This is a genomic window from Klenkia marina, assembly GCF_900101025.1.
In the GTDB taxonomy this organism is placed as follows: Bacteria; Actinomycetota; Actinomycetes; order Mycobacteriales; family Geodermatophilaceae; genus Klenkia; species Klenkia marina.
Window position 1 is genome coordinate 73,282 of the sequence record NZ_FMUH01000003.1, and the last position, 21,525, is coordinate 94,806.

The following is a 21,525-nucleotide window of genomic DNA, read 5'->3' on the forward strand; positions in this document are numbered from 1 at the left end:
ATCCTAGGAAGGGCCGCGACTGGCATCCTGGGCGGAGTGACCACCTCCCGTGACGAGGCCCGGGTCGAGGCCGAGCTGCTCGCCCGCTGGCCCGAGAGCCGGCTGGAACCCAGCCTCACCCGCATCTCGGCCGTGCTCGACCTCCTCGGCTCCCCGCACAAGGCCTTCCCGGTCATCCAGGTCACCGGCACCAACGGCAAGACCTCGACCGCGCGCATGGTCGACGAGCTGCTGCGCGGGTTCGGCCTGCGCGTGGGCCGGTTCACCAGTCCGCACCTGGAGTCGGTGCGCGAGCGCATCGTCGTCGACGGGCGGCCCATCCACGCCGAGCGCTTCGTCGAGGTGCACGACGACATCGCGCCCTACGTGCAGATGGTCGACGGCTCCTCCGACGTCCCGATGTCCTTCTTCGAGGTCATGGTCGCCATGGCCTACGCCGCCTTCGCCGAGACCCCGGTCGACGTCGCGGTGGTCGAGGTGGGCATGGGCGGCACCTGGGACGCCACCAACGTGGTCGACGCGCGCGTCGCCGTCGTCACCCCGGTCTCCATGGACCACGCCGAGTACCTCGGCCCGGACGTCGCCACGATCGCGGCCGAGAAGGCCGGCATCATCAAGCCCGCGCCGCCGACCGAGGACGGCGTGCCCGGTCCCGACGTCGTCGCGGTGCTGGCGCACCAGCCGGCCGGCGCGCTCGAGGCGCTGGTCCGCCGGGCCGTCGAGGTCGACGCCACCGTGGCCCGCGAGGGCACCGAGTTCGGGTTGCTCGAGCGCCGGGTCGCCGTCGGGGGTCAGCAGATCCGCATCCAGGGGCTGGGCGGGGAGTACCCCGAGGTCTACCTGCCGCTCTTCGGTGCCCACCAGGCGCAGAACGCCACCGTCGCCCTCGCCGCCGTCGAGGCGTTCCTGGGCGCCGGTGCGGCCAGCGGGCCGGTGGACCCCGAGGTGGTGCGCGAGGCGTTCGCCGCCGTCCGGTCGCCGGGGCGGCTCGAGCGGGTGCGCAGCTCGCCGTCGGTCCTCGTCGACGCCGCGCACAACCCGGCGGGCATGCGGGCCACCGTCGAGGCGGTGCGCGAGTCCTTCGACTTCACCCGCCTGGTCGGCGTCGTGGGCTGCGTGCGCGGCAAGGACGTCGCCGGCATGCTCGCCGAGCTCGAACCGCTGTGCGCCGAGCTGGTGGTCACCCAGAACACCTCGCCTCGGGCCATGCCGGCCGACGAGCTGGGCGCCCTGGCCGTCGACGTGTTCGGCGCCGACCGGGTCAGCGTGCACCCCCAGCTGTTCGACGCCCTCGAGGCCGCCATCGAGCTGGCCGAGGCCGGCCGCGACCACGCGCTGGGTGGCTCCGGCGTGCTGGTCACCGGCAGCGTCGTGACCGCGGGGGAGGCCCGCACCCTCATGGGCGGGAAGAAGAAGTGACCGCTCCGCGCGCGGCCGACCCGGCCCGGGCGGCCAAGGCGCTCTCCGGGGCAGCCGCGGCCGTGCTGCTGCTGGAGGGCATCGCGGTGCTGTTCGTGCCGCGCGGGATCGTGCAGTCCGACGGCCTCGGCTGGGTGCGGCTCACCGTGCTGCTCGCGCTCTCGGTGGTGCTCATCCTGTCCAGCGGGCTGCAGCGGCGTCCGCAGGGTTTGCTGATCGGTACGGTGCTTCAGGTCCCCCTGCTGCTCACCGGGCTCTACTCGAACGCGATGTGGTTCGTGGGCGGGATCTTCCTGCTGGTGTGGCTGTACCTGCTGCAGATCCGCAAGGACCTGGTCGGGTCGCCGTTCGGGCCGGTGCCCGACCCGCCCGGGGCACCTGACCCCAGGTAGTCCACCTCAGGCGGCGCGGGCCCCGGTGAGGTCCGCCCGCACCGCCCGGGGGTCCACGCCCTGGTCGGCCAGCACCGCGGCCACGACCGCGTCGCGGACCTCGAGGACGCCCAGGAGCACCGAGCCGTCGTCCAGCCGGCGGCGACCCTGGCCCACCTCGGCCCGCAGGGCCTCCCGCAGCACGCGCTTGGCCGACCCGCCGAACCGCAGGTGCCCGCGGCGCGAGCGGGGGTCCAGGGCGCCGGCGCCGAAGGTCTGCTCCGCCCGTGCGCGGACCAGGTCGAGGTCGACGCCCAGCGCGGACAGGGCCACGTCGTCGGCGGCGGTGGCGGCCGTGCGGGCGCGCACGGCGTCGAGGCCCGCCGCGCGCAGGGCGGCGGCGCCACGACCCTCGCCGACGGCGACGGCGAGCAGCAGGTGCACCGGCTCGATGCGGTCGGCGCCGGTCGAGCGGGCGACGTCCTGGGCCCGGACGACGGTGGCGCGGGCCTCGTCGGTGAAGCGTTCGAACACCTCAGGGCTCCTTCCGGGAGCGGGCGTGCTTCTTGTGGACTGCTTGCCGGCTGACGCCGAGGGCCTCGGCGACCTCCTGCCAGGACCACCCGCGCTCGCGGGCTGCCTGGACCTGGAGCACCTCGAGGCGGTCGGCGAGCTCGCGCAGCGCCCGCACGCCGCGCAACCCGGTGGCGGGGTCGTCGGCAGCCGCCGCGGTGGCCACGGCATCGGTGGGGGAGGCCATGGCGTCAACCTAGGTTGACGAAGTGGACTGTGTCAACCTCGGTTGACGCCGGGTCCGGACCGGGCCGCGGGGCGCCGATGGTGGAGGAGGGACGACCGGGCCCGTGGGAGCGTGTGGCGTGCGAGGAACAGTGCGAGGACGACGTCGGGCCGCGGTCCTGGGTCTGGCGGCGGTGCTGCTGGCGGGGTGCGGGTCGGAGGCGGCCGCCCCGGCGGCGGCCCCGACGAGCACCGAGGCGGCGCCCGCGACGACCGCGGCGCCGGTCGCGACACCCGCGCCCCAGCCGGTCGCTCCGCTCACCGGGCTCCCGGTGGCCGCGGTGGACCCGCGCCCCGCGCTGGCGGTGAAGATCGAGAACCCGCCGATCGCCCGCCCGCAGGCCGGGCTGACCGAGGCCGACATCGTCTGGGAGCAGGTCGTCGAGGGCGGCACCAGCCGCTTCGTCGCGGTCTACCAGTCGCGGCTGCCGGCCTCCATCGGCCCGGTGCGCTCGACCCGGCCGATGGACCCCGCCATCGCCGCCCCGCTGCGCGGGCTGTTCGCGACCTCGGGTGGACAGGGGCAGTACCTGTCGGCCGTCTCGGCGTCCGGGCTGCAGCTGTTCAGCTTCGACGCCGGGGACGACGGCTTCGCGCGCCAGGGGCCACGGCAGGCACCGCACAACGTCTACCTCGACCCGGCTGCGCTCTACGCCGCCGCCGACGCCGAGCACCAGGCCCCGCCGGCCGCCCAGTTCGGCTACGCCCCCACCGCGGGAACCCAGACCACCATCGCCCAGGGCAGCGCAGCCTCCGGTCTGGACCTGCAGCTCTCGCCCGACGCCACGCCGTCCTGGACCTGGGACCCGGTGGCCCGCAGCTGGGCCCGCGCGGAGGCCGGCACGCCGGCGACCGCCGCCGACGGGGTGCGCGTGAGCGCCACCAACGTCGTCGTCCTGCGGGTCGAGGTCGTGGCCACCGACGCCGTCGACCCGGCCGGCAACCCCGTCCCCGAGACGCTGCTCGCCGGGCGCACCGGCGAGGGCCTGGTCGCCACCGCGGGGCGCACCGTGCCGATCACCTGGACCAAGGGTGGCGATGGTGACCCCGTGACGCTCGCCGCCCCCGACGGCAGCCCCGTGCTGCTGGCGCCGGGCACCACCTGGGTCGAGCTCGTGCCCACCGGCAGCGGAGCGGTCACGGTCGTTCCGTAGGCTGCGCAGCCGTGACTGAGCGCACCCTGATCCTGGTCAAGCCCGACGGCGTCGCCCGCGGCCTCGTCGGCGAGGTCGTCGGCCGGCTGGAGGCCAAGGGCCTGCGGCTGGTGGCCGCCGAGCTGCGCACCCTGCCCCGCGAGACCGCCGAGCAGCACTACGCCGAGCACAGCGAGAAGCCGTTCTTCGGCTCGCTGGTCGACTTCATCACCGGTGGGCCGTTGCTGGCCCTGGTCGCCGAGGGCCCCCGGGCCATCGAGGCCTTCCGCGCCCTGGCCGGTGCCACCGACCCCGTGAAGGCCGCCCCGGGCACCATCCGCGGCGACTTCGCCCTCGAGGTGCAGAACAACATCGTCCACGGCTCGGACTCGCCCGAGTCCGCCGCGCGCGAGATCGGCCTGTTCTTCCCCTCGCTGTAGCCCCGACTGTGCAGTTGCGGTCGCCCGCCACGGCGTGTCCGCCCGCGTTGCCGACCGCAACTGCACAGTCGACCCCGTCTGGACCTCGGCGAGCGGCGACTACCCTCGACAGCGCTATGACTGTCGAGAGCCTGTACCCCCGACTCGAGCCGCTGCTGGCGCAGGTGCAGAAGCCGATCCAGTACGTCGGCGGTGAGCTGAACGCCCAGACCAAGCCGTGGGACGCCGTCCGCGTGCACTGGGCGCTCATGTACCCCGACGCCTACGAGGTCGGCCTGCCCAACCAGGGCCTGATGATCCTGTACGAGGTGCTCAACGAGCGCCCCGACGCCCTGGCCGAGCGCACCTACGCGGTCTGGCCCGACCTCGCCGGGCTGATGCGCGCGAACGACGTCGGCCAGTTCACGCTGGAGAACCACCGCCCGGTGCGGGCCTTCGACTTCCTCGGCGTCAGCTTCGCCACCGAGCTGGGCTACACCAACCTGCTCGACGCGCTCGACCTCGCCGGGGTCCCGCTGCACGCGGTCGACCGCGACGAGACCCACCCGGTCGTCGTCGCCGGCGGGCACGCCGCCTTCAACCCCGAGCCGGTCGCCGACTTCGTCGACTGCGCGGTGCTCGGCGACGGCGAGCAGGTCGTCGGCGACATGACCGACGTGCACAGCGCCTGGACGGCGGAGGGCCGGCCCGGTGGCCGCACCGAGCTGCTCGCCCGGCTCGCCCGGGTCGAGGGCGTGTACGTGCCGCAGTTCTACGTGCCCAGCTACGCCGCCGACGGCACCATCGCGGCGTTCACCCGCACCCGCGACGACGTCCCGGTCACGATCGCCAAGCGCACCGTCATGGACCTCGACGAGTGGCCCTACCCCAAGCAGCCGCTGGTGCCGCTCGCCGAGAGCGTGCACGAGCGCATGAGCGTCGAGATCTTCCGTGGCTGCACCCGCGGCTGCCGGTTCTGCCAGGCCGGGATGATCACCCGCCCCGTGCGCGAGCGCACCATCACCGGCATCGGCTCGATGGTCGACGCCGGCCTCAAGGCCACCGGCTACGAGGAGGTGGGCCTGCTCTCGCTGAGCTCGGCCGACCACTCCGAGATCGGGCAGCTGGCCAAGGAGCTCGCCGACCGCTACGAGGGCACCAACACCGGTCTGTCGCTGCCCAGCACCCGGGTCGACGCCTTCAACGTCACCCTGGCCAACGAGCTCTCCCGCAACGGCCGGCGCTCGGGGCTCACGTTCGCCCCGGAGGGCGGCAGCGAGCGCATCCGGCGGGTGATCAACAAGACCGTGTCCAAGGAGGACCTGGTCCGCACCGTCACCACCGCGTACGCCAACGGCTGGCGCCAGGTGAAGCTGTACTTCATGTGCGGTCTGCCGACCGAGACCGACGAGGACGTCCTGGAGATCGCCGAGCTGGCGGTCGAGGTCATCCGCGCCGGCCGCGAGGCCAGCGGCTCCAAGGACATCCGCTGCACCGTGTCGATCGGCGGTTTCGTCCCCAAGCCGCACACGCCGTTCCAGTGGGCGTCGCAGGCCTCGGCCGAGACCATCGACCACCGGCTGCGGGTCCTGCGCGACGCCATCAACGCCGACCGCCGCATCGGGCGCTCGATCGGCCTGCGCTACCACGACGGCAAGCCCGGCGTGATCGAGGGCCTGCTGTCCCGCGGCGACCGCCGCGTGGGCCGGGTCATCGAGCGGGTGTGGCGCGACGGCGGGCACTTCGACGGCTGGAGCGAGCACTTCTCCTACGACCGCTGGGTGAACGCGGCCACCGAGGAGCTCGCGCCCTTCGGCGTCGACCTCGACTGGTACACCACCCGCGAGCGCGGCGAGCACGAGGTGCTGCCCTGGGACCACCTCGAGTCCGGCCTGGACAAGGAGTGGCTCTGGGACGACTGGCAGGAGGCGCTGAACGAGGACGAGGTCGCCGACTGCCGCTGGACCCCCTGCTACGACTGCGGCGTCTGCCCGACCATGGGCACCGAGATCCAGATCGGCCCCACCGGCCGCTCCCTGATCCCGCTCACCCCGGTCGGCGCCGGGCCCCGGCCGCAGGTGCGCGCCGACGTCGACGTCGACGTCGAGGCGTCGGTGCCCGACCCGGTGCACACGCACTGATGGCCCGCCAGCCCAGCGGCCCGCCCCCACCGCCCACCGTGCAGAAGCTGCGGCTGCGCTACACCAAGCGCGGCCCGCTGCGCTTCGCCAGCCACCGCGACCTCGCCCGGGCCCTCGAGCGGGCGCTGCGCCGGGCCCAGGTGCCCATGGCGTTCTCCGCCGGCTTCAGCCCGCACCCCAAGATCAGCTACATGGGCGCGGCGCCGACGGGGGCGGCCTCGGAGGCCGAGTACGTCGAGATCGGGCTGTCCGCGCGGTGCGACCCCGAGGCGGTGCGCGCCGCCGTCGACGCCTCGCTGCCCCCGGGCATAGACGTCCTGGAGTGCGTCGAGGCCGCCGAGGGCACCGGTGGTCTGGCCGAGCGGCTCGACGCCACCCGCTGGCGCATCGACCTGGCCGGCGTCGACCCGGCCGAGCTCGCCGACGCCGTCTCCACGCTGCTGGCAGCCGAGACCGTGACCGTCTCCAAGCGCACCAAGAACGGCCCGCGGGACATCGACGCCCGAGCCGCCGTCGTCTCGGCTGCGGCGTCGGGGGAGGCAGGTCGTGCCATACTGCACGTGGTCGTACGGCAGGTGACGCCGACCGTACGACCGGACGACGTGTTGGCCGCACTGGCTGCCGTCGCCGACCTGCACCCGCCGTTGCCCCCCCGGGCCGTGCGTGAGGCGCAGGGCCGGCTCGACGACACCGGTGAGGTGGCCGACCCGCTCGGACCGGACCGCGAGGCCGGCTCCCGCTGCCAGGGGGAGCCCCAGCCGGTCTGACCCGGAGGGTTGCGCCGCTCGGGCCGACGGCGACGCCGCCCGCACCGCGAACTGCCAGCCGCGGCGCACCCCAGCCTTCTGCACCACCTGCAGTCCCCGCACGACCGCACCACAGCCTTGAGCACCACAGCCTTCGCACCACAGCTCCACCCGCCAGCACTGCGCACAGCACCACCGGGACCCGATCACGTGGCCGGGTCCTGGCACAGACTTCATGCGGGCCGCGGCGCGCCGCACGGCGCACCGCTCCCGCCCGACCCCGCGCCCCTGCGCGGCCGCCAGTCGTCGACGACGATCGGCGCCCGGGGGTGCACCAGGAGGCGAGCCCCTCGTGGCCGACACCGACGACACGACGACCGAACCGACCAGCACGGGGGAGACCGACTCACCCCAGCAGGACCTCACCCCGCCCGACACCGCCGCCGGCGACCCCCGCCCCGAGCACGTCCCGGCCGAGCCGATCGACGCCGAGGACGCCGCCGAGGACGACGCCGCCGACGAGCCGGTCGCCGACGACGTCCACGACGCGGCCCCCGATGCGGCGGGAGCCCCCACGGAGGGCGACACCGGCGAACTGCGGCTGCGGGCCGACGCCGAGACCCTCGAGGCCGCGGCGATCCCGCCCTCGCGGGTGGTCGCCGAGCCCGTCGAGACCCGGTTCGGCGCCCAGTTCAGCTCGCCGGACAGCAGCACCGTCACCGCACGCCCCCGCCGTCGGGCCACCCGACCCGCGCTGGCCGCCGACCCCGCGTCGGTCGAGCCCGCCGCGCCCACGCCGCCCACCGTGCCGGCCTTCGTCGCGTTCCAGGCCCCCTCCGCCGACGCCGAGCCCGCCGCCCCGGCCCCGCGCCGGCGCAGCCGCCGTCCGCAGGCCGAGACGCCCGCCGAGCCGGTCGAGGAGCAGGAGGCCGTCGCGCCCGAGGCCGACGAGGACCAGGAGCAGAAGCCCCGGCGCAGCCGGTCCCGTCGTCGCACCGCCGAGGTCGAGCGCCCCGCCGAGGACGACGAGGCCGTCGTCCTCCCGACCCCCGACACCGAGGACGACACCGAGGACGGCGACGACGCCGACGACGCGCAGGACCGCGACGACAACGGCTCGGGCAGCCGGCGCCGCCGCCGGGGTCGCCGCGGACGTGGCCGGGGTCGCTCCGGCGAGGACGACGACGACCGCGAGGAGGCCGAGAGCGGCACCGAGGACACCGGCGCGGACAGCTCCGGCGACTCCGCCGACGAGGAATCCTCCGACGACGACGCCGAGGACGCAGACGGCGAGGGCTCCGGTTCGAGCACCCGTCGCCGTCGTCGCCGCCGCCGCCGCGGGGGCGAGAGCTCCGGGGACACCAGCGACAGCAGCGACGACGACCGGCCTGAGCGCGCCGGCCGCAACGGCCGCGACTCCAGCGACGACGCCGTGCGCGGTGTCGCCGGCTCCACCCGGCTGGAGGCCAAGCGCCAGCGCCGTCGCGACGGCCGCGACACCGGCCGCCGCCGCGCCCCGATCCTGAGCGAGTCGGAGTTCCTGGCCCGCCGCGAGGCCGTCGACCGCGCGATGGTCATCCGCCAGCAGGGCGAGCGCACCCAGATCGCCGTCCTCGAGGACGACGTGCTGGTCGAGCACTACGTGACCCAGGCGCAGTCGACGTCCTTCGCCGGCAACGTCTACCTCGGCCGCGTGCAGAACGTGCTGCCCTCGATGGAGGCCGCGTTCGTCGACATCGGCAAGGGCCGCAACGCCGTGCTCTACGCCGGTGAGGTCAACTGGGAGACCGCGGGCCTGTCGGGCAAGTCGCGCTCGATCGAGCAGGCGCTCAAGTCCGGCGACAAGGTGCTGGTGCAGGTCACCAAGGACCCGATCGGCCACAAGGGCGCCCGGCTGACCCAGCAGATCAACCTGCCCGGCCGTTTCCTGGTCTACGTGCCCGGCGGCACGATGACCGGCATCAGCCGCAAGCTGCCCGACAACGAGCGGCAGCGGCTCAAGGACATCCTGAAGAAGATCGTCCCCGACGACGCCGGCGTGATCATCCGCACCGCCGCCGAGGGCGCCTCGGAGGAGGAGCTCACCCGCGACGTCGCCCGGCTGCAGGCGCAGTGGGAGGTCATCCAGACCAAGTCCCAGACCGTCACCAACGCGCCCACGCTGCTGTACGGCGAGCCCGACCTCGCGATCCGGGTCATCCGCGACGTGTTCAACGAGGACTTCAAGCGGCTGGTCGTGCAGGGCGACGACGCCTGGGACACCGTCGAGGCCTACGTCGCGCACGTCTCGCCCGAGCTGTCCGAGCGCCTCGAGCGCTACGTCGGCAACGGCGACGTCTTCCGCGACCTGCGGGTCGACGAGCAGCTGCTCAAGGCCCTCGACCGCAAGGTGTGGCTGCCCTCGGGCGGCTCGCTGGTCATCGACCGCACCGAGGCGATGACCGTCGTCGACGTCAACACCGGCAAGTTCGTCGGGTCCGGCGGCAACCTCGAGCAGACGGTCACCCGCAACAACCTCGAGGCGGCCGAGGAGATCGTCCGCCAGCTGCGGCTGCGCGACGTCGGCGGCATGATCGTCATCGACTTCATCGACATGGTGCTCGAGAGCAACCGCGACCTCGTGCTGCGCCGGCTCACCGAGTGCCTGGGTCGCGACCGCACCAAGCACCAGGTCGCCGAGGTCACCTCGCTCGGCCTGGTGCAGATGACCCGCAAGCGGGTCGGCCAGGGCCTGCTCGAGGTGTTCAGCGAGAACTGCGAGCACTGCCGCGGGCGCGGCGTCGTGGTGCACCTCGACCCGGTCGACGAGAAGAAGCGCTCGGGTTCGGGCGGTGCGGGGAACGGCGGCAACGGCGCCTCGGGCAACTCCGGGTCGGGCAACTCCGGGTCGGGCAACTCCGGCTCGGGCGCCGGTGGCTCCGGCAACGGGGGCGGCCGCAACCGCGACGGCGGGCGTGGCCACGACCGCGGTGCCGACCGGGCGCCCGAGGCGCCCGCCGAGGCCGACGCGGTGCCGAGCACCGGCCCCGATGCCGGTGACGACGCCCCGCAGGAGTCGACCGGCCGATCGGGCCGGCGCAACCGGGGGCGCCGCAACCGCGGGCGCAGCGGCGAGGAGCAGGTGGCCGAGGACGCCGCCGCGGTCGCCGCCGGCCACGGTGCCGACGCCGACGCCGACGCCGCAGAGGCCGTGGGCGACCCCGATGTCCCCGACACGGGGGCCGTCGAGCCGACCTCGGACACCGATGTCCCCGACACCGGGGCGGGCCCGTCGGAGAAGGCCGGGGCCGTCGAGCCCGACGAGGTCGTCGCCGCCGTCACGGCCGCCGAGGACGTCGCGCCGGATGCCGACGTCGCCGAGGACGCCGCGCCGGATGCCGACGTCGCCGAGGACGTCGCGCCGGATGCCGACGCCGCCGAGGACGTGGCGCCGGCTGTCGGCGCCGCTCCCGAGCTGCCCGAGGCCGCGGACGCGGTGACCGGGCAGACCCCGGCGACCGCCACGGACGGCGACGCCGCCCCCGAGCCCACCGCCGCCCCCGAGCCCACCGCCCCTGCCGAGCCCGTCGCCGCTCCCGAGCCGACCGCGACCCCCGTGGCTCAGGCCGAGGACGGGGCCCAGGACGAGGCCCGGGACGAGGGGCAGCCCGCTCCCGCACCGGCCGTCGCGGAGGCGCCGGTCGCCCGCCCGCGCCGCCGCCGGGCCGCCAGCCGGCCCGCCGGACCGCCCCAGGAGTGACCCGCTCCGGTGCCGGGGGAGGCCTGACCACCCCCGGCGCCGGAGCGCGGACGCGACGTCGGGCACACGGGTTCGACCTCCGTCGGTCGGCTCGGGTACGCTTGCCGGGTTGCTCCGTCCGGAGTGGCTGCTGCCCCGCGCCTCGTGCGTGGAGGTCGGTGGCCCCGGTTCGAGCAGCCCGTCCCGCACACCGGTCCACACCGGGGTGCGCCCAGGACAACGAAGACCTATCGAGGAGTCAGTGGTGTACGCAGTCGTCAAGGCCGGTGGGAAGCAGCACAAGGTGGCTGTCGGTGACCGGTTCACCGTCAACCGTCTCGAGGGGTCGGCCGGCGACACCGTCACCCTGCCCGTCGTGCTGCTGGTCGACGGCGACACCGTCACCAGCGACGCCGACGCGCTGGCGAAGGTCACCGCGACCGGCGAGATCGTCGAGCACGGCAAGGGCCCGAAGATCAAGATCCACAAGTTCAAGAACAAGACCGGCTACCACAAGCGCCAGGGGCACCGTCAGCCGCTGAGCGAGGTCGTGGTGACCGCCATCGGTTCCGAGAAGAAGGGCTGACGCCGCCATGGCTCACAAGAAGGGCGCATCGTCGTCCCGCAACGGTCGTGACTCGAACGCGCAGCGCCTGGGCGTGAAGCGCTTCGGCGGCCAGATCGTCAAGGCCGGCGAGATCATCGTCCGCCAGCGCGGCACCCACTTCCACCCGGGCCTCGGCGTCGGCCGCGGCAAGGACGACACCCTCTTCGCCCTCACCCCCGGTGCGGTCGAGTTCGGTCGTCGTGGCGGCCGTCGCGTCGTCAACGTGCAGCTCGTCGAGCCGGCTCTCGAGCCGGCCGTCTGACACCGCGACCCCGGTACGGGGTCGCACGACACGGGCCCGGCGGGATCACCCGCCGGGCCCGGTCCTGTTCTGAAGCCGGGTAGACCGGCACCACCCACGACGGCCGACAGCGCAGAGAGGCGGCGACCATGGCCGCTTTCATCGATCGCGTGACCGTGCACGTGTCCGCAGGCAACGGCGGGCACGGGGTCAGCTCCGTGCACCGCGAGAAGTTCAAGCCCCTCGGCGGTCCCGACGGCGGCAACGGCGGGGACGGCGGCGACGTCGTCCTCGAGGTCGACGCCAGCGTGCACACGCTGCTCGACTTCCACCACCACCCGCACCAGAAGGCGCCCAACGGCAAGCCCGGTGCCGGTGGCAACCGCAGCGGCGCCCGCGGCGAGGACGCCGTCCTGCGCGTCCCCGAGGGCACAGTCGTCAGCGTCGGCGGCGAGGTCGTCGCCGACCTCATGGGCGTGGGCACCCGCATGGTGCTGGCCGCCGGCGGCAAGGGCGGGCTGGGCAACGCCGCGCTGGCCAACGCCCGCCGCAAGGCCCCCGGCTTCGCGCTGCTGGGCGAGCCCGGCGAGGACGTCGACGCCGTGCTGGAGCTCAAGAGCGTCGCCGACGTCGGCCTGGTCGGGTTCCCCTCGGCCGGCAAGTCCTCGCTGGTCGCATCCATGAGCGCCGCCAAGCCGAAGATCGCCGACTACCCGTTCACCACCCTGGTGCCCAACCTCGGGGTCATCCGCTCCGGCGACGTCACCTACACGATGGCCGACGTCCCCGGCCTGATCCCGGGCGCCTCCACCGGCAAGGGCCTGGGCCTGCAGTTCCTCCGGCACGTCGAGCGCTGCGCCGTGCTGGTGCACGTGGTCGACATGGCGACGATGGAGCCCGGCCGCGACCCCGAGAACGACATCGTGGCCCTCGAGCACGAGCTGCACGAGTACGACGAGGAGCTCGACCTCGTCGGCCGGCTGCGCATCGCCGTCCTGAACAAGATCGACGTGCCCGACGGGCGCGAGCTGGTCGACCTGGTGCGCACCACCCTCGAGGCCCGCGGCCTCGAGGTCTTCCCGATCAGTGCCGTCACCGGTGAGGGCCTGACCGAGTTCGGCTACGCCCTGGCCCGCGAGGTGCAGGCGCACCGCGCCTCGCTGCCCGCGCCCGAGGCCACCCGGATCACCATCAACCCCCGGGCGGTCGACGACACCGGCTTCACCGTGCAGCCCGACCCGCGCACCGACGGCTGGGTCGTGCTGGGCGTCAAGCCCGAGCGCTGGGTCCGCCAAACCGACTTCTCCAACGACGAGGCCGTGGGCTACCTGGCCGACCGGCTCAACCGGCTGGGTGTCGAGATCGAGCTGGCCAAGGCCGGCGCCCGGCCCGGTGACGCGATCACCGTCGGCGACGTCACCTTCGACTGGGAGCCCACGCTGCCCGCGGGCACCCTCACCGTCGAGGAGACCGCCGGGCTGGGCGGGCGCGGCACCGACGTCCGGCTGGAGACCAACGCGCGGCCCCGGGCCGACGAGCGGCTGGCCGCCAAGCGCCGTCGCCGCACGCCCTACGAGCTGCTGGAGCCGGAGGACGACGACCCGAGCTGGGACGACGAGTGACCCGCGAGGTCGTCGCCCGCGCCCACCGGGTGGTCGTCAAGGTGGGGTCCTCCAGCCTCACGTCGCTCGAGGAGGGCCTGGACGTCGCCCGCCTGCATGCGCTGGTCGACGTGCTGGCCGCGCTCCGGGCGGCGGGCCGCGAGGTCGTGCTGGTGTCGTCGGGGGCCATCGGCACCGGGCTGGCCCCGCTCGGCATCGGCGGTCGCCCGCGTGACCTGGCCACCGCGCAGGCCGCGGCCAGCGTCGGACAGCTGCTGCTGATGCGCGCCTACGCCGACGCCTTCGCCGGGCACGGGGTCACCGTCGGCCAGGTGCTGCTCACCGCCGACGACCTCACCCGGCGCGGGCACTACCGCAACGCCCGGCAGACCGTCGAGCGGCTGCTGGCCCTCGGTGTGCTGCCGATCGTCAACGAGAACGACACGGTGGCCACCGAGGAGATCCGGTTCGGCGACAACGACCGGCTCGCCGCCCTCGTCGCGCACCTCTCGGTGGCCGACGCGCTGGTGCTGCTGTCCGACATCGACGCCGTCTACGACGGCGACCCCCGTGTGGGTGCGGCCTCCCGCATCGACACGGTGCGCTCGGCCGCCGACCTCGAGGCGGTGGTGCTGGGCTCGGCGGCTCGCAACGGTGTGGGCACCGGGGGCATGGCGACCAAGGTCGAGGCCGCGTTCATCGCCTCGCAGGCCGGGGTGCCGGTGCTGGTGACCTCCACCCCGCAGGCGGCGGCGGCGCTGGCCGGGGAGCCGGTGGGCACGCTGTTCGCCGCGCACGGACGCCGTCCCTCGGCCCGGCAGTTCTGGCTGCGGTACGCCTCGCGGCCCCGGGGCCAGGTGCTGCTCGACGCGGGGGCGGTGGCCGCGGTGCGCGAGCGAGGTGCCTCGTTGCTGGCCGCCGGCGTCACCGGGGCGGTGGGGGAGTTCCTGGCCGACGACCCGGTCGAGCTGGTCGGCCCCGACGGCGCCGTCGTCGCCCGGGGCCTGGCCTCCTACGACGCCCGTGAGCTGCCTGCACTGCTCGGGCGGTCCACCGCCGACCTGGAGCCCGACCACCGGCGGCCCGTGGTGCACCGCGACGAGCTCGTGCTCGTGGGCACCTGAGAGGATCCACGACCGTGGCTGTCCGTCCCATCCGTGAACTCGGCGACCCGGTGCTGCGCACCCCCTGCGACCCGGTGCGCGCCTTCGACGACAAGCTGGCTGCGCTGGTGCGCGACCTCGAGGAGACCGTCGACCACCCCGGTCGTGCAGGTCTGGCGGCCAACCAGATCGGCGTCTCGCTGCGCGCGTTCAGCTACAACATCGACGGCGAGATCGGGCACCTGGTGAACCCGGTGATCGTCGAGCGCTCCGAGGAGACCCAGGACGGCGACGAGGGCTGCCTCTCGGTGCCCGGTCTCTACGCGCCGACCGTGCGGGCGATGTGGTGCGCGGCCGAGGGGGTCGACGTCGACGGGAAGCCGCTGCGGCTGGAGGGCGAGGGGCTGATGGCCCGCTGCCTGCAGCACGAGGTCGACCACCTCGACGGCAAGGTCTTCCTCGACCGCCTCACCGGCGATGCCCGCAAGGCCGCCTTCCGCGCCCTCCGCGGCTGAGGCACCGCGGCGCGCGCCACCTCACCCGGCCAGGGTGTCCGTGGTCCCCCGCGGGTGGTCGGCCATCGCGATGACCGGGGACCCCGAGGGATCAGTGGACACCCCGCCACGAGCCCGCCACTCCTCGGCCAGCAAGCTGCCGATCCAGGCGTCGTGCCGCACGCCTCTGGCCACGCTCAGCCCCCGGGCGGTGCCCTCCATGGTGAACCCGCACTTCTCGGCCACCCGGCGCGAGGCCTCGTTGCCGACGAAGGCCTCCCACCGCACCCCGGCCAGCCTGCCCGTGGTGAAGCCCCACTCGAGGGCCAGGGCGTCGGCCGTGGACATCACCCCGCGGCTGCGGGCCCAGGCGGCCAGGCCGTAGCCGACCGACGCCCAGCCCTCGCCGAAGCGCAGGTCGACGGTGCCGGCGAAGCGCTGCTCGACCTCGATGGCCCACGCGGCGCCGGATCCCGTCGCCCACACCCGGGCCACGGCGTCGAGGAAGGCGGTGGCGTCGACGTCTGCGTAGGGGACCGGGACGGTGGTGAACCGCTGCATCTCCGGGTCGCGGGCCTGCTCGGCGACGGCCGGGGCGTCCTCGGCCCGGTGGGCGCGCAGGAGGACGTCACCGTGCTGCAGGAGGGGCACCTGGGTCATGCCGGGACCCTGGGCGGCCCGGGCCGTCGTCCTCACGTGGTTTCCGTCCACGGTCAGGACTGACGGTTGCGTATCGTCTAGCCCGTGCCCGAGGTCGAGCTGCCCCTGATCGGCGACGCCGCGCGTCGCGCCCGTGCCGCCGCCCGGGTGCTGCGCACGCTGCCGACCGCCACCAAGGACGCCGCCCTGCTGGCGATGGCCGATGCGCTGGTCGCGCACACCGACGACGTCCTGGCCGCCAACGCCGCCGACGTGGAGGCCGCCCGCGCCGGGGGCACCCCCGACGCGATGCTCGACCGCCTGCGGCTGGACGCCGACCGGGTGGCCGGCGTGGCCGAGGCGCTGCGCCAGCTCGTGGCGCTGCCCGACCCGGTGGGCGACGTCGTGCGCGGGTCGACGCTGGAGAACGGCCTTCAGCTGCGCCAGGTGCGCGTCCCGCTCGGGGTCATCGGCATCGTCTACGAGGCCCGGCCCAACGTCACCGTCGACGCCGCCGGGCTGTGCCTGAAGAGCGGCAACGCCGCACTGCTGCGCGGGTCGGCGTCGGCGTACCGCACCAACGTCGTCCTCGTGCAGGTGCTCGCCGAGGCCGCGGCCAAGGCCGGGCTGCCCGCCGACAGCGTGCAGCTGCTCCCCGCCGAGCGGGCCAGCGTGGGCGAACTGCTGAACGCCCGTGGCCTCGTGGACGTCGTCATCCCGCGCGGGGGGGCCGAGCTGATCCAGCGGGTGGTGCGGGAGTCCACCGTGCCGGTGATCGAGACCGGGGTGGGCAACTGCCACGTCTACGTCGACGCCTCCGCCGACGCCGAGATGGCCGAGGCGATCGTGCTCAACGCCAAGACCCACCGGGTCAGCGTCTGCAACTCCGCCGAGACCCTGCTGGTGCACCGCGACTCACCCCTGCTGGGCCGGTTGCTCACGGCGCTGGTCGACGCCGGGGTCACCCTCCACGGCGACGACGCGGCCCGGGCCGCGCACGACGCCGTCGTCCCCGCCACCGACGAGGACTGGGCGGCCGAGTACCTGTCGATGGACATGGCCGTGCGGGTCGTCGACGACCTGCCCCACGCCCTGGACCACATCGCCGAGTGGGGGAGCGGGCACAGCGAGGCGATCGTGGCCGACTCCGCGAGCGCGATCGGTGCCTTCGTGGCCGGGGTCGACGCCGCGGCCGTGCTGGTGAACGCCTCGACCCGGTTCACCGACGGCGGCGAGTTCGGGTTCGGCGCCGAGATCGGCATCTCCACCCAGAAGCTGCACGCCCGGGGGCCGCTCGGCCTGCCGGAGCTGACCTCCACCACCTACGTCGTGACCGGCACCGGTCACACCCGTTAGGAGCCCCGTGCCCCCGCAGCAGCCCCACCACTTCGCCGACGTCGCCGACGTCACCGCCCGGCTGTCGGCCGCGGGGTACCTGCCCGACCCGCAGATCGCCACGACGGTGTTCCTGGCCGACCGGCTGGGCAAGCCGCTGCTGGTCGAGGGGCCCGCCGGCACCGGCAAGACCGAGCTGGCCAAGGCGCTGGCCACCGCGACGTCCTCGGAGCTGATCCGGCTGCAGTGCTACGAGGGCCTCGACGAGGCGCGAGCGCTGTACGAGTGGAACTACAAGAAGCAGCTGCTGCGCATCCAGGCCTCGCAGAGCTCCGCGGACGGTGCCGACTGGGGCGACCTGCACGACGACGTGTTCGGCGAGGAGTTCCTGCTCTCCCGCCCGCTGCTGACCGCGATCCGCCGCACCGACCCCACGGTGCTGCTCATCGACGAGACCGACAAGGCCGACGTCGAGGTCGAGGGCCTGCTGCTCGAGGTGCTCAGCGACTTCCAGGTGACGATCCCCGAGATCGGCACGATCGTGGCCACCCGCCGGCCGATGGTGGTGCTCACCTCCAACGCCACCCGCGAGCTCTCCGAGGCGCTCAAGCGGCGCTGCCTGTACCTGGCGCTGGACTACCCCAGCGCCGAGCGCGAGCGAGAGATCGTGCTCTCGCGGGTGCCCGAGCTGGCCCCGGCGCTGGCCGAGCAGCTGGTGCGCACCGTGCGGGCGCTGCGGGCGATGGAGCTGAAGAAGTCGCCGTCGATCTCCGAGACCCTCGACTGGGCGCAGACGCTGCTGGCCCTCGGCCTGGACACCCTGGGCAACGACGAGGTGCGCGAGACCCTCGGCGTGGTGCTCAAGCACGCCAGCGACCAGACCCGCGCCGCCGCCGAGCTGCGGCTGAACTGATGGTCGACGGCGGCCTCCCGGCCCACCTCGACGGCTTCGTGCGCGCGGTGCGCGAGGCCGGCATCCCGGTGGGCATCTCCGCCGCCGTCGACGCGGCGTCCGTGCTCACCGCCGTCGACCTGCTCGACCGCGAGCAGCTTCGGCACGGGCTGGCCGCCGTCCTGCTGCAGCGGGCCGCCCAGCGGCAGACCTACGACGTCCTGTTCGACCTGTGGTGGCCGTTGACGGACCGCCCCGCCGACCCTGCCGAGGTCGACGAGGGCGCGCCGGCCGCCGACGACGGCATCCCGGACGCCGACCGCCAGGCCGCGCTGGCCGCCGAGCTGCGCGCCGAGCTGCTGCGCCGGCTGCTGGACGGCGACGAGGAGGCGCTCCGGCGCTTCGCCCGCATGGCCGTCGACCAGCTCGGGCAGGGGCAGCCGTCGCCGTCGGGTCAGTCGTTCTTCTCCTACCGGGTGCTGCGCGCGCTGTCCCCGGACACCCTGGTCTCCCAGCTGCTCGACGGTCTGCTGGGCGGCGCCGACCGCGGTGGGCTGGCCGAGCAGGTGGCTCGGCAGACCGTCCGGGAACGGCTCGCCGCCTTCCGCGCCGCGGTCGAGGCCGAGGTGCGCCGCCGCTCGGCCGCCGAGCGAGGCCGCGACCGGGTCGCCCGGACGGCGGTCAAGCCGCTGGCCGACCAGGTGGACTTCCTGCGCGCCCAGTCCGCCGACCTGGCCGAGCTGCGCCGCTCGGTGGCCCCGCTGGCCCGGCGACTGGCCGCCCGGCTGTCGGCCAAGCGCCGGCTCGGCCGGGAGGGCCGGCTGGACTTCCGCAAGACGGTGCGGGCCTCGCTGGCCACCGGCGGTGTGCCCGTGGTGACCCACCACAAGCCGCGCGCGGTGCACAAGCCCGAGCTGGTGGTGCTGTGCGACATCAGCGGCTCGGTCGCCGGCTTCAGCCACTTCACGCTGATGCTCACGCAGGCGCTGCGCGAGCACTTCTCCGGGGTGCGGGCCTTCGCGTTCGTCGACTCCACCGACGAGGTGACGCGGTTCTTCGCCCCCGGCGCCGACGTGGCCGACGCGGTGCAGCGGATCGGCCGCGAGGCCGAGGTGGTGACCTTCGACGGTCACAGCGACTACGGCAACGCCTTCGGGGTGTTCGCCGAGAAGTGGGCCACCGCGGTGGGGCCGAAGACGTCGCTGCTCGTGCTGGGCGACGGCCGGACGAACTACCGGCAGCCCGGCCTCCCGGTGCTGGCCGACCTGGTGCGCCGGTCGCGGTCGGCCTACTGGCTCAACCCCGAGCCCGCGCGCCTCTGGGGGAGCGGGGACTCCGCGGCCGACAAGTACGGCCAGGTCATCCCCATGATCGAGGTGCGCAACGCCGCGCAGCTGGCGGAGTTCGTCACCACGCTCTGATCTTGCTGGTGCGCGACCGGATCGGGCCAGAGCATGTTTTCCGGATTCGCCCGTAACCGAGCCGGTTCGGTGCCGTTGAACCGTGTGGAGGCTGCACCACCGCCTCTGCTCGAGGGCCGGGACATCCCGGTCCCGGCCGGCGACACGGGGGCGCCGGCCGCACGGGCCGGCTGTCGCGGCGCTCCACGGGGACGCCGGGGACGGCCGGCCCGTTCGAGCGCCCCGCACCCGTCGGGGCCGTCGATCCCGGCGGTGACCAGCGGGGTCCGGGCTACAGTCGTGCGGTGGCAGGCAGTCGACTGGGCGTGATGGGTGGGACCTTCGACCCGATCCACCACGGCCACCTCGTGGCGGCCAGCGAGGTCGCCAGCCTGTTCGGCCTCGACGAGGTCGTGTTCGTCCCGACCGGCGAGCCGTGGCAGAAGGCCGACCGGCAGGTCAGCCACGCCGAGGACCGCTACCTGATGACGGTCATCGCGACCGCCTCCAACCCCCGGTTCTCGGTCAGCCGGGTCGACGTCGACCGCGGCACCACGACCTACACCATCGACACCCTCACCGACCTGCACCGGCAGCGCCCCGACGCCGAGCTGTTCTTCATCACCGGCGCCGACGCGCTGGCCCAGATCGTCGGCTGGCGCGACACCGAGCGGCTGTTCGACCTCGCGCACTTCGTCGGGGTCACCCGGCCCGGCTACCAGCTGACCGGCGCCGACCTGCCCGCCCACGCGGTGACGCAGGTCGAGATCCCGGCACTGGCCATCAGCTCGACCGACTGCCGCGACCGGGTGCGGCGCGGGATGCCGGTCTGGTACCTCGTGCCCGACGGCGTGGTGCAGTACATCGAGAAGCGTGGCCTCTACCGCGACGGCCAGCCACCGACCCCGCCGGGCCAGCTGCTGCCGGGCACCGCGGTGCGCCACGCGGGGGCGCCGCTGGCCGCCGTCCACGCCACCGTGCCACGGACCGACACCCCCCGCACCGACACCCCCCGCACCGATACCTCCCGCACCGGGACCTCCGGTGCGACCCACGCCTCCCCGCCGGGGCCGACCGACGGCCCCGGCACCCCCGAGCTCCAGGAGATGCCCCGATGACCGCCTCGACAGAGGCCCGCGAGACCGCGTTGCTGGCCGCCCAGGCCGCCGCCGACAAGCTCGCCACCGACGTGTCCATCGTCGACGTGAGCGAGCGGTTGGCCATCACCGACGCCTTCGTCCTGGCCTCGGCCCCCAGCGAGCGCCAGGTGCAGTCGATCGTCGACGAGGTGGAGGACCGGCTGCGCGCCGCCGGGATCAAGGCGGTGCGCCGCGAGGGCGTCGCCGAGTCCCGCTGGGTGCTGCTGGACTTCGTCGACGTCGTGGTGCACGTGCAGCACGCCGAGGAGCGCGCCTACTACTCGCTCGAGCGGCTCTGGAAGGACTGCCCGACCATCCCCTTCACCGACAGCGCGCTCCCGCCCGCCGCGGCCCCGGCGCAGCGGGCCGACGCGTCGGCCGAGGCGCCCGTCGCGACCGGGCAGGACGCCGACGCGGTGTCCGGCGGGGTCTCCGGCGACGGCGACGAGGCTCCCGGGGCACTGGACCCCGCCACCTCCCAGCCGCCGCAGGCGGACCCCTCCCGGTGAGCGACGGCCCCGCACATCTCGAGGGCCCGCCCGTCGAACGGGTGCTGGTGTGGCGGCACGGTCGCACCTCCTGGAACGCCACCGGGCGGTTCCAGGGACAGCTCGACCCGCCGCTGGACGACACCGGGCGGGGGCAGGCCGACCACGCCGCGCAGGCGTTGGCGGCCGAGCTCCCGGCCGGCACGCTCGTGGTGACCAGCGACCTCGTGCGCGCACGGGACACCGCGCAGGCCCTGGCCACCGCACTCGGGGTCGACCTGCGCGTCGACCCCCGGTTGCGCGAGCACAGCCTGGGCAGCTGGGAAGGCCTCACCCGTGAGGACGTCGCCCGCGACCTGCCCGAGCAGTACGCCGACTGGACGGCGGGGCGACCGGTGCGCGGGCGTGGTGGCGAGGACCCGGCCGAGGTGGCCCGCCGGGCGACCGCGGCCCTGACCGACCTGCCGCCCGCTCCGGTGGCGGTGGTCGTCACCCACGGCGGCACGGGCGGCCGGCTCATCGAGGCACTGCTGGGGCTGGGTCCCGAGCACCGGCGGGTCCTCGGTCCGCTGGGCAACTGCCACTGGACCGAGCTCATCCACCAGGGCAGCCGCTGGCGGGTGCTGCGGCACAACGCATCGGCCACCGGCGGATCGCCGGGGGTGCCACGGCGATCGGGCGCCGAGACCGGTCCCGACATCGCCGAGGCGGCCGGGGTGGGCAGCGCCACCCCGGACGACGCCCCGCCCACCCCGACCGACGCCGACGCCGCTCCCTGAGCAGGCCCGCCCGACCCGTGCCGGCCGGACGTCCTGACCAGCCGGTTCCCGGCAGAGCGGTG

At 74.7% G+C, this 21,525-nt stretch carries 21 protein-coding genes; 18 read left to right on the plus strand and 3 right to left on the minus strand.

Translation table 11 applies throughout. The features are described from left to right. Positions 1-36 precede the first annotated feature (36 nt). Together BLP29_RS09970 and BLP29_RS09975 are read left to right on the plus strand one after the other, a co-directional pair. The gene (locus BLP29_RS09970) at positions 37-1,419 is read left to right on the plus strand and encodes a bifunctional folylpolyglutamate synthase/dihydrofolate synthase (RefSeq protein ID WP_207798418.1); all 1,383 of its coding nucleotides are present in this window, start codon (positions 37-39) and stop codon (positions 1,417-1,419) included. Continuing rightward, on the plus strand, positions 1,416-1,811 hold the full coding sequence (locus tag BLP29_RS09975) for a DUF4233 domain-containing protein (protein ID WP_092803526.1): 396 nt from the start codon (positions 1,416-1,418) through the stop codon (positions 1,809-1,811). Before BLP29_RS09970 ends, BLP29_RS09975 begins: the two co-directional genes overlap by 4 nt. 6 nt (positions 1,812-1,817) lie before the next feature. Here the strand turns inward: BLP29_RS09975 and BLP29_RS09980 are convergent, their stop codons facing one another. Together BLP29_RS09980 and BLP29_RS09985 are read right to left on the minus strand one after the other, a co-directional pair. Next, positions 1,818-2,324, minus strand: a complete 507-nt coding sequence (locus tag BLP29_RS09980) for a Clp protease N-terminal domain-containing protein (RefSeq protein ID WP_092803529.1) — start codon at positions 2,322-2,324, stop codon at positions 1,818-1,820. 1 nt (position 2,325) lies between these two features. After that, the gene (locus BLP29_RS09985) at positions 2,326-2,550 is read right to left on the minus strand and encodes a helix-turn-helix domain-containing protein (protein ID WP_092803532.1); all 225 of its coding nucleotides are present in this window, start codon (positions 2,548-2,550) and stop codon (positions 2,326-2,328) included. Between the two features lie 118 nt (positions 2,551-2,668). Here BLP29_RS09985 and BLP29_RS09990 point away from each other — a divergent pair, with 118 nt between their 5' ends. The 10 genes from BLP29_RS09990 to def all read left to right on the plus strand — a co-directional run bounded on the left by BLP29_RS09990 (position 2,669) and on the right by def (position 14,812). Next, a complete protein-coding gene (locus BLP29_RS09990; protein ID WP_243469842.1) occupies positions 2,669-3,742 on the plus strand; it encodes a DUF3048 domain-containing protein in 1,074 nt (357 codons plus the stop codon). 11 nt (positions 3,743-3,753) lie between these two features. Beyond that, the gene (gene ndk, locus BLP29_RS09995; protein ID WP_092803535.1) at positions 3,754-4,161 is read left to right on the plus strand and encodes a nucleoside-diphosphate kinase; all 408 of its coding nucleotides are present in this window, start codon (positions 3,754-3,756) and stop codon (positions 4,159-4,161) included. Between the two features lie 116 nt (positions 4,162-4,277). Next, positions 4,278-6,281 carry a TIGR03960 family B12-binding radical SAM protein gene (locus BLP29_RS10000; RefSeq protein ID WP_243469843.1) on the plus strand — a complete coding sequence of 668 codons (2,004 nt, stop codon included), beginning with the start codon at positions 4,278-4,280 and terminating at the stop codon, positions 6,279-6,281. Beyond that, positions 6,281-7,048: a TIGR03936 family radical SAM-associated protein gene (locus BLP29_RS10005; RefSeq protein ID WP_092803538.1), complete on the plus strand. Its 768-nt coding sequence runs from the start codon at positions 6,281-6,283 to the stop codon at positions 7,046-7,048. Before BLP29_RS10000 ends, BLP29_RS10005 begins: the two co-directional genes overlap by 1 nt. Positions 7,049-7,379: 331 nt before the next feature. After that, positions 7,380-10,766, plus strand: coding sequence for an Rne/Rng family ribonuclease (locus BLP29_RS10010; RefSeq protein ID WP_243469844.1), 3,387 nt, complete (start codon positions 7,380-7,382; stop codon positions 10,764-10,766). A gap of 244 nt (positions 10,767-11,010) precedes the next feature. Beyond that, positions 11,011-11,331 carry a 50S ribosomal protein L21 gene (gene rplU, locus BLP29_RS10015; RefSeq protein ID WP_092803544.1) on the plus strand — a complete coding sequence of 107 codons (321 nt, stop codon included), beginning with the start codon at positions 11,011-11,013 and terminating at the stop codon, positions 11,329-11,331. A 7-nt stretch (positions 11,332-11,338) separates the two neighbouring features. After that, positions 11,339-11,614 carry a 50S ribosomal protein L27 gene (gene rpmA / locus BLP29_RS10020; RefSeq protein ID WP_092803547.1) on the plus strand — a complete coding sequence of 92 codons (276 nt, stop codon included), beginning with the start codon at positions 11,339-11,341 and terminating at the stop codon, positions 11,612-11,614. 128 nt (positions 11,615-11,742) lie between these two features. Further along, entirely contained in the window at positions 11,743-13,215 is a 1,473-nt protein-coding gene (obgE, locus tag BLP29_RS10025) for a GTPase ObgE (RefSeq protein WP_092803550.1), read from the plus strand. Continuing rightward, complete coding sequence (gene proB, locus BLP29_RS10030; protein ID WP_092803553.1) at positions 13,212-14,318, plus strand: glutamate 5-kinase; 1,107 nt, start codon at positions 13,212-13,214, stop codon at positions 14,316-14,318. Before obgE ends, proB begins: the two co-directional genes overlap by 4 nt. Before the next feature lie 14 nt (positions 14,319-14,332). Then, positions 14,333-14,812, plus strand: coding sequence for a peptide deformylase (gene def, locus BLP29_RS10035; protein WP_092803556.1), 480 nt, complete (start codon positions 14,333-14,335; stop codon positions 14,810-14,812). Between the two features lie 21 nt (positions 14,813-14,833). On the opposite strand, the gene BLP29_RS10040 is transcribed toward def, so the two are convergent. Beyond that, entirely contained in the window at positions 14,834-15,451 is a 618-nt protein-coding gene (locus BLP29_RS10040; protein WP_092803559.1) for a GNAT family N-acetyltransferase, read from the minus strand. An 84-nt stretch (positions 15,452-15,535) separates the two neighbouring features. Between BLP29_RS10040 and BLP29_RS10045 the strand changes: the two genes are divergently transcribed. From BLP29_RS10045 to BLP29_RS10070, 6 genes are all read left to right on the plus strand, one after another. Further along, positions 15,536-16,786 (plus strand): glutamate-5-semialdehyde dehydrogenase, encoded by a 1,251-nt coding sequence (locus tag BLP29_RS10045; protein ID WP_092803562.1) that lies wholly within the window; start codon positions 15,536-15,538, stop codon positions 16,784-16,786. A gap of 7 nt (positions 16,787-16,793) precedes the next feature. After that, positions 16,794-17,678 (plus strand): AAA family ATPase, encoded by an 885-nt coding sequence (locus tag BLP29_RS10050; RefSeq protein WP_092803565.1) that lies wholly within the window; start codon positions 16,794-16,796, stop codon positions 17,676-17,678. After that, complete coding sequence (locus BLP29_RS10055) at positions 17,678-19,078, plus strand: vWA domain-containing protein (RefSeq protein ID WP_092803568.1); 1,401 nt, start codon at positions 17,678-17,680, stop codon at positions 19,076-19,078. The genes BLP29_RS10050 and BLP29_RS10055 overlap by 1 nt, the downstream gene beginning before the upstream one ends. Positions 19,079-19,362: 284 nt before the next feature. Then, positions 19,363-20,175 carry a nicotinate-nucleotide adenylyltransferase gene (gene nadD / locus BLP29_RS10060; RefSeq protein ID WP_243469846.1) on the plus strand — a complete coding sequence of 271 codons (813 nt, stop codon included), beginning with the start codon at positions 19,363-19,365 and terminating at the stop codon, positions 20,173-20,175. Next, positions 20,172-20,705 (plus strand): ribosome silencing factor, encoded by a 534-nt coding sequence (gene rsfS / locus BLP29_RS10065; protein ID WP_092803574.1) that lies wholly within the window; start codon positions 20,172-20,174, stop codon positions 20,703-20,705. Before nadD ends, rsfS begins: the two co-directional genes overlap by 4 nt. Beyond that, complete coding sequence (locus BLP29_RS10070) at positions 20,702-21,463, plus strand: histidine phosphatase family protein (protein ID WP_092803577.1); 762 nt, start codon at positions 20,702-20,704, stop codon at positions 21,461-21,463. Before rsfS ends, BLP29_RS10070 begins: the two co-directional genes overlap by 4 nt. The last annotated feature ends 62 nt before the right edge of the window (positions 21,464-21,525 follow it).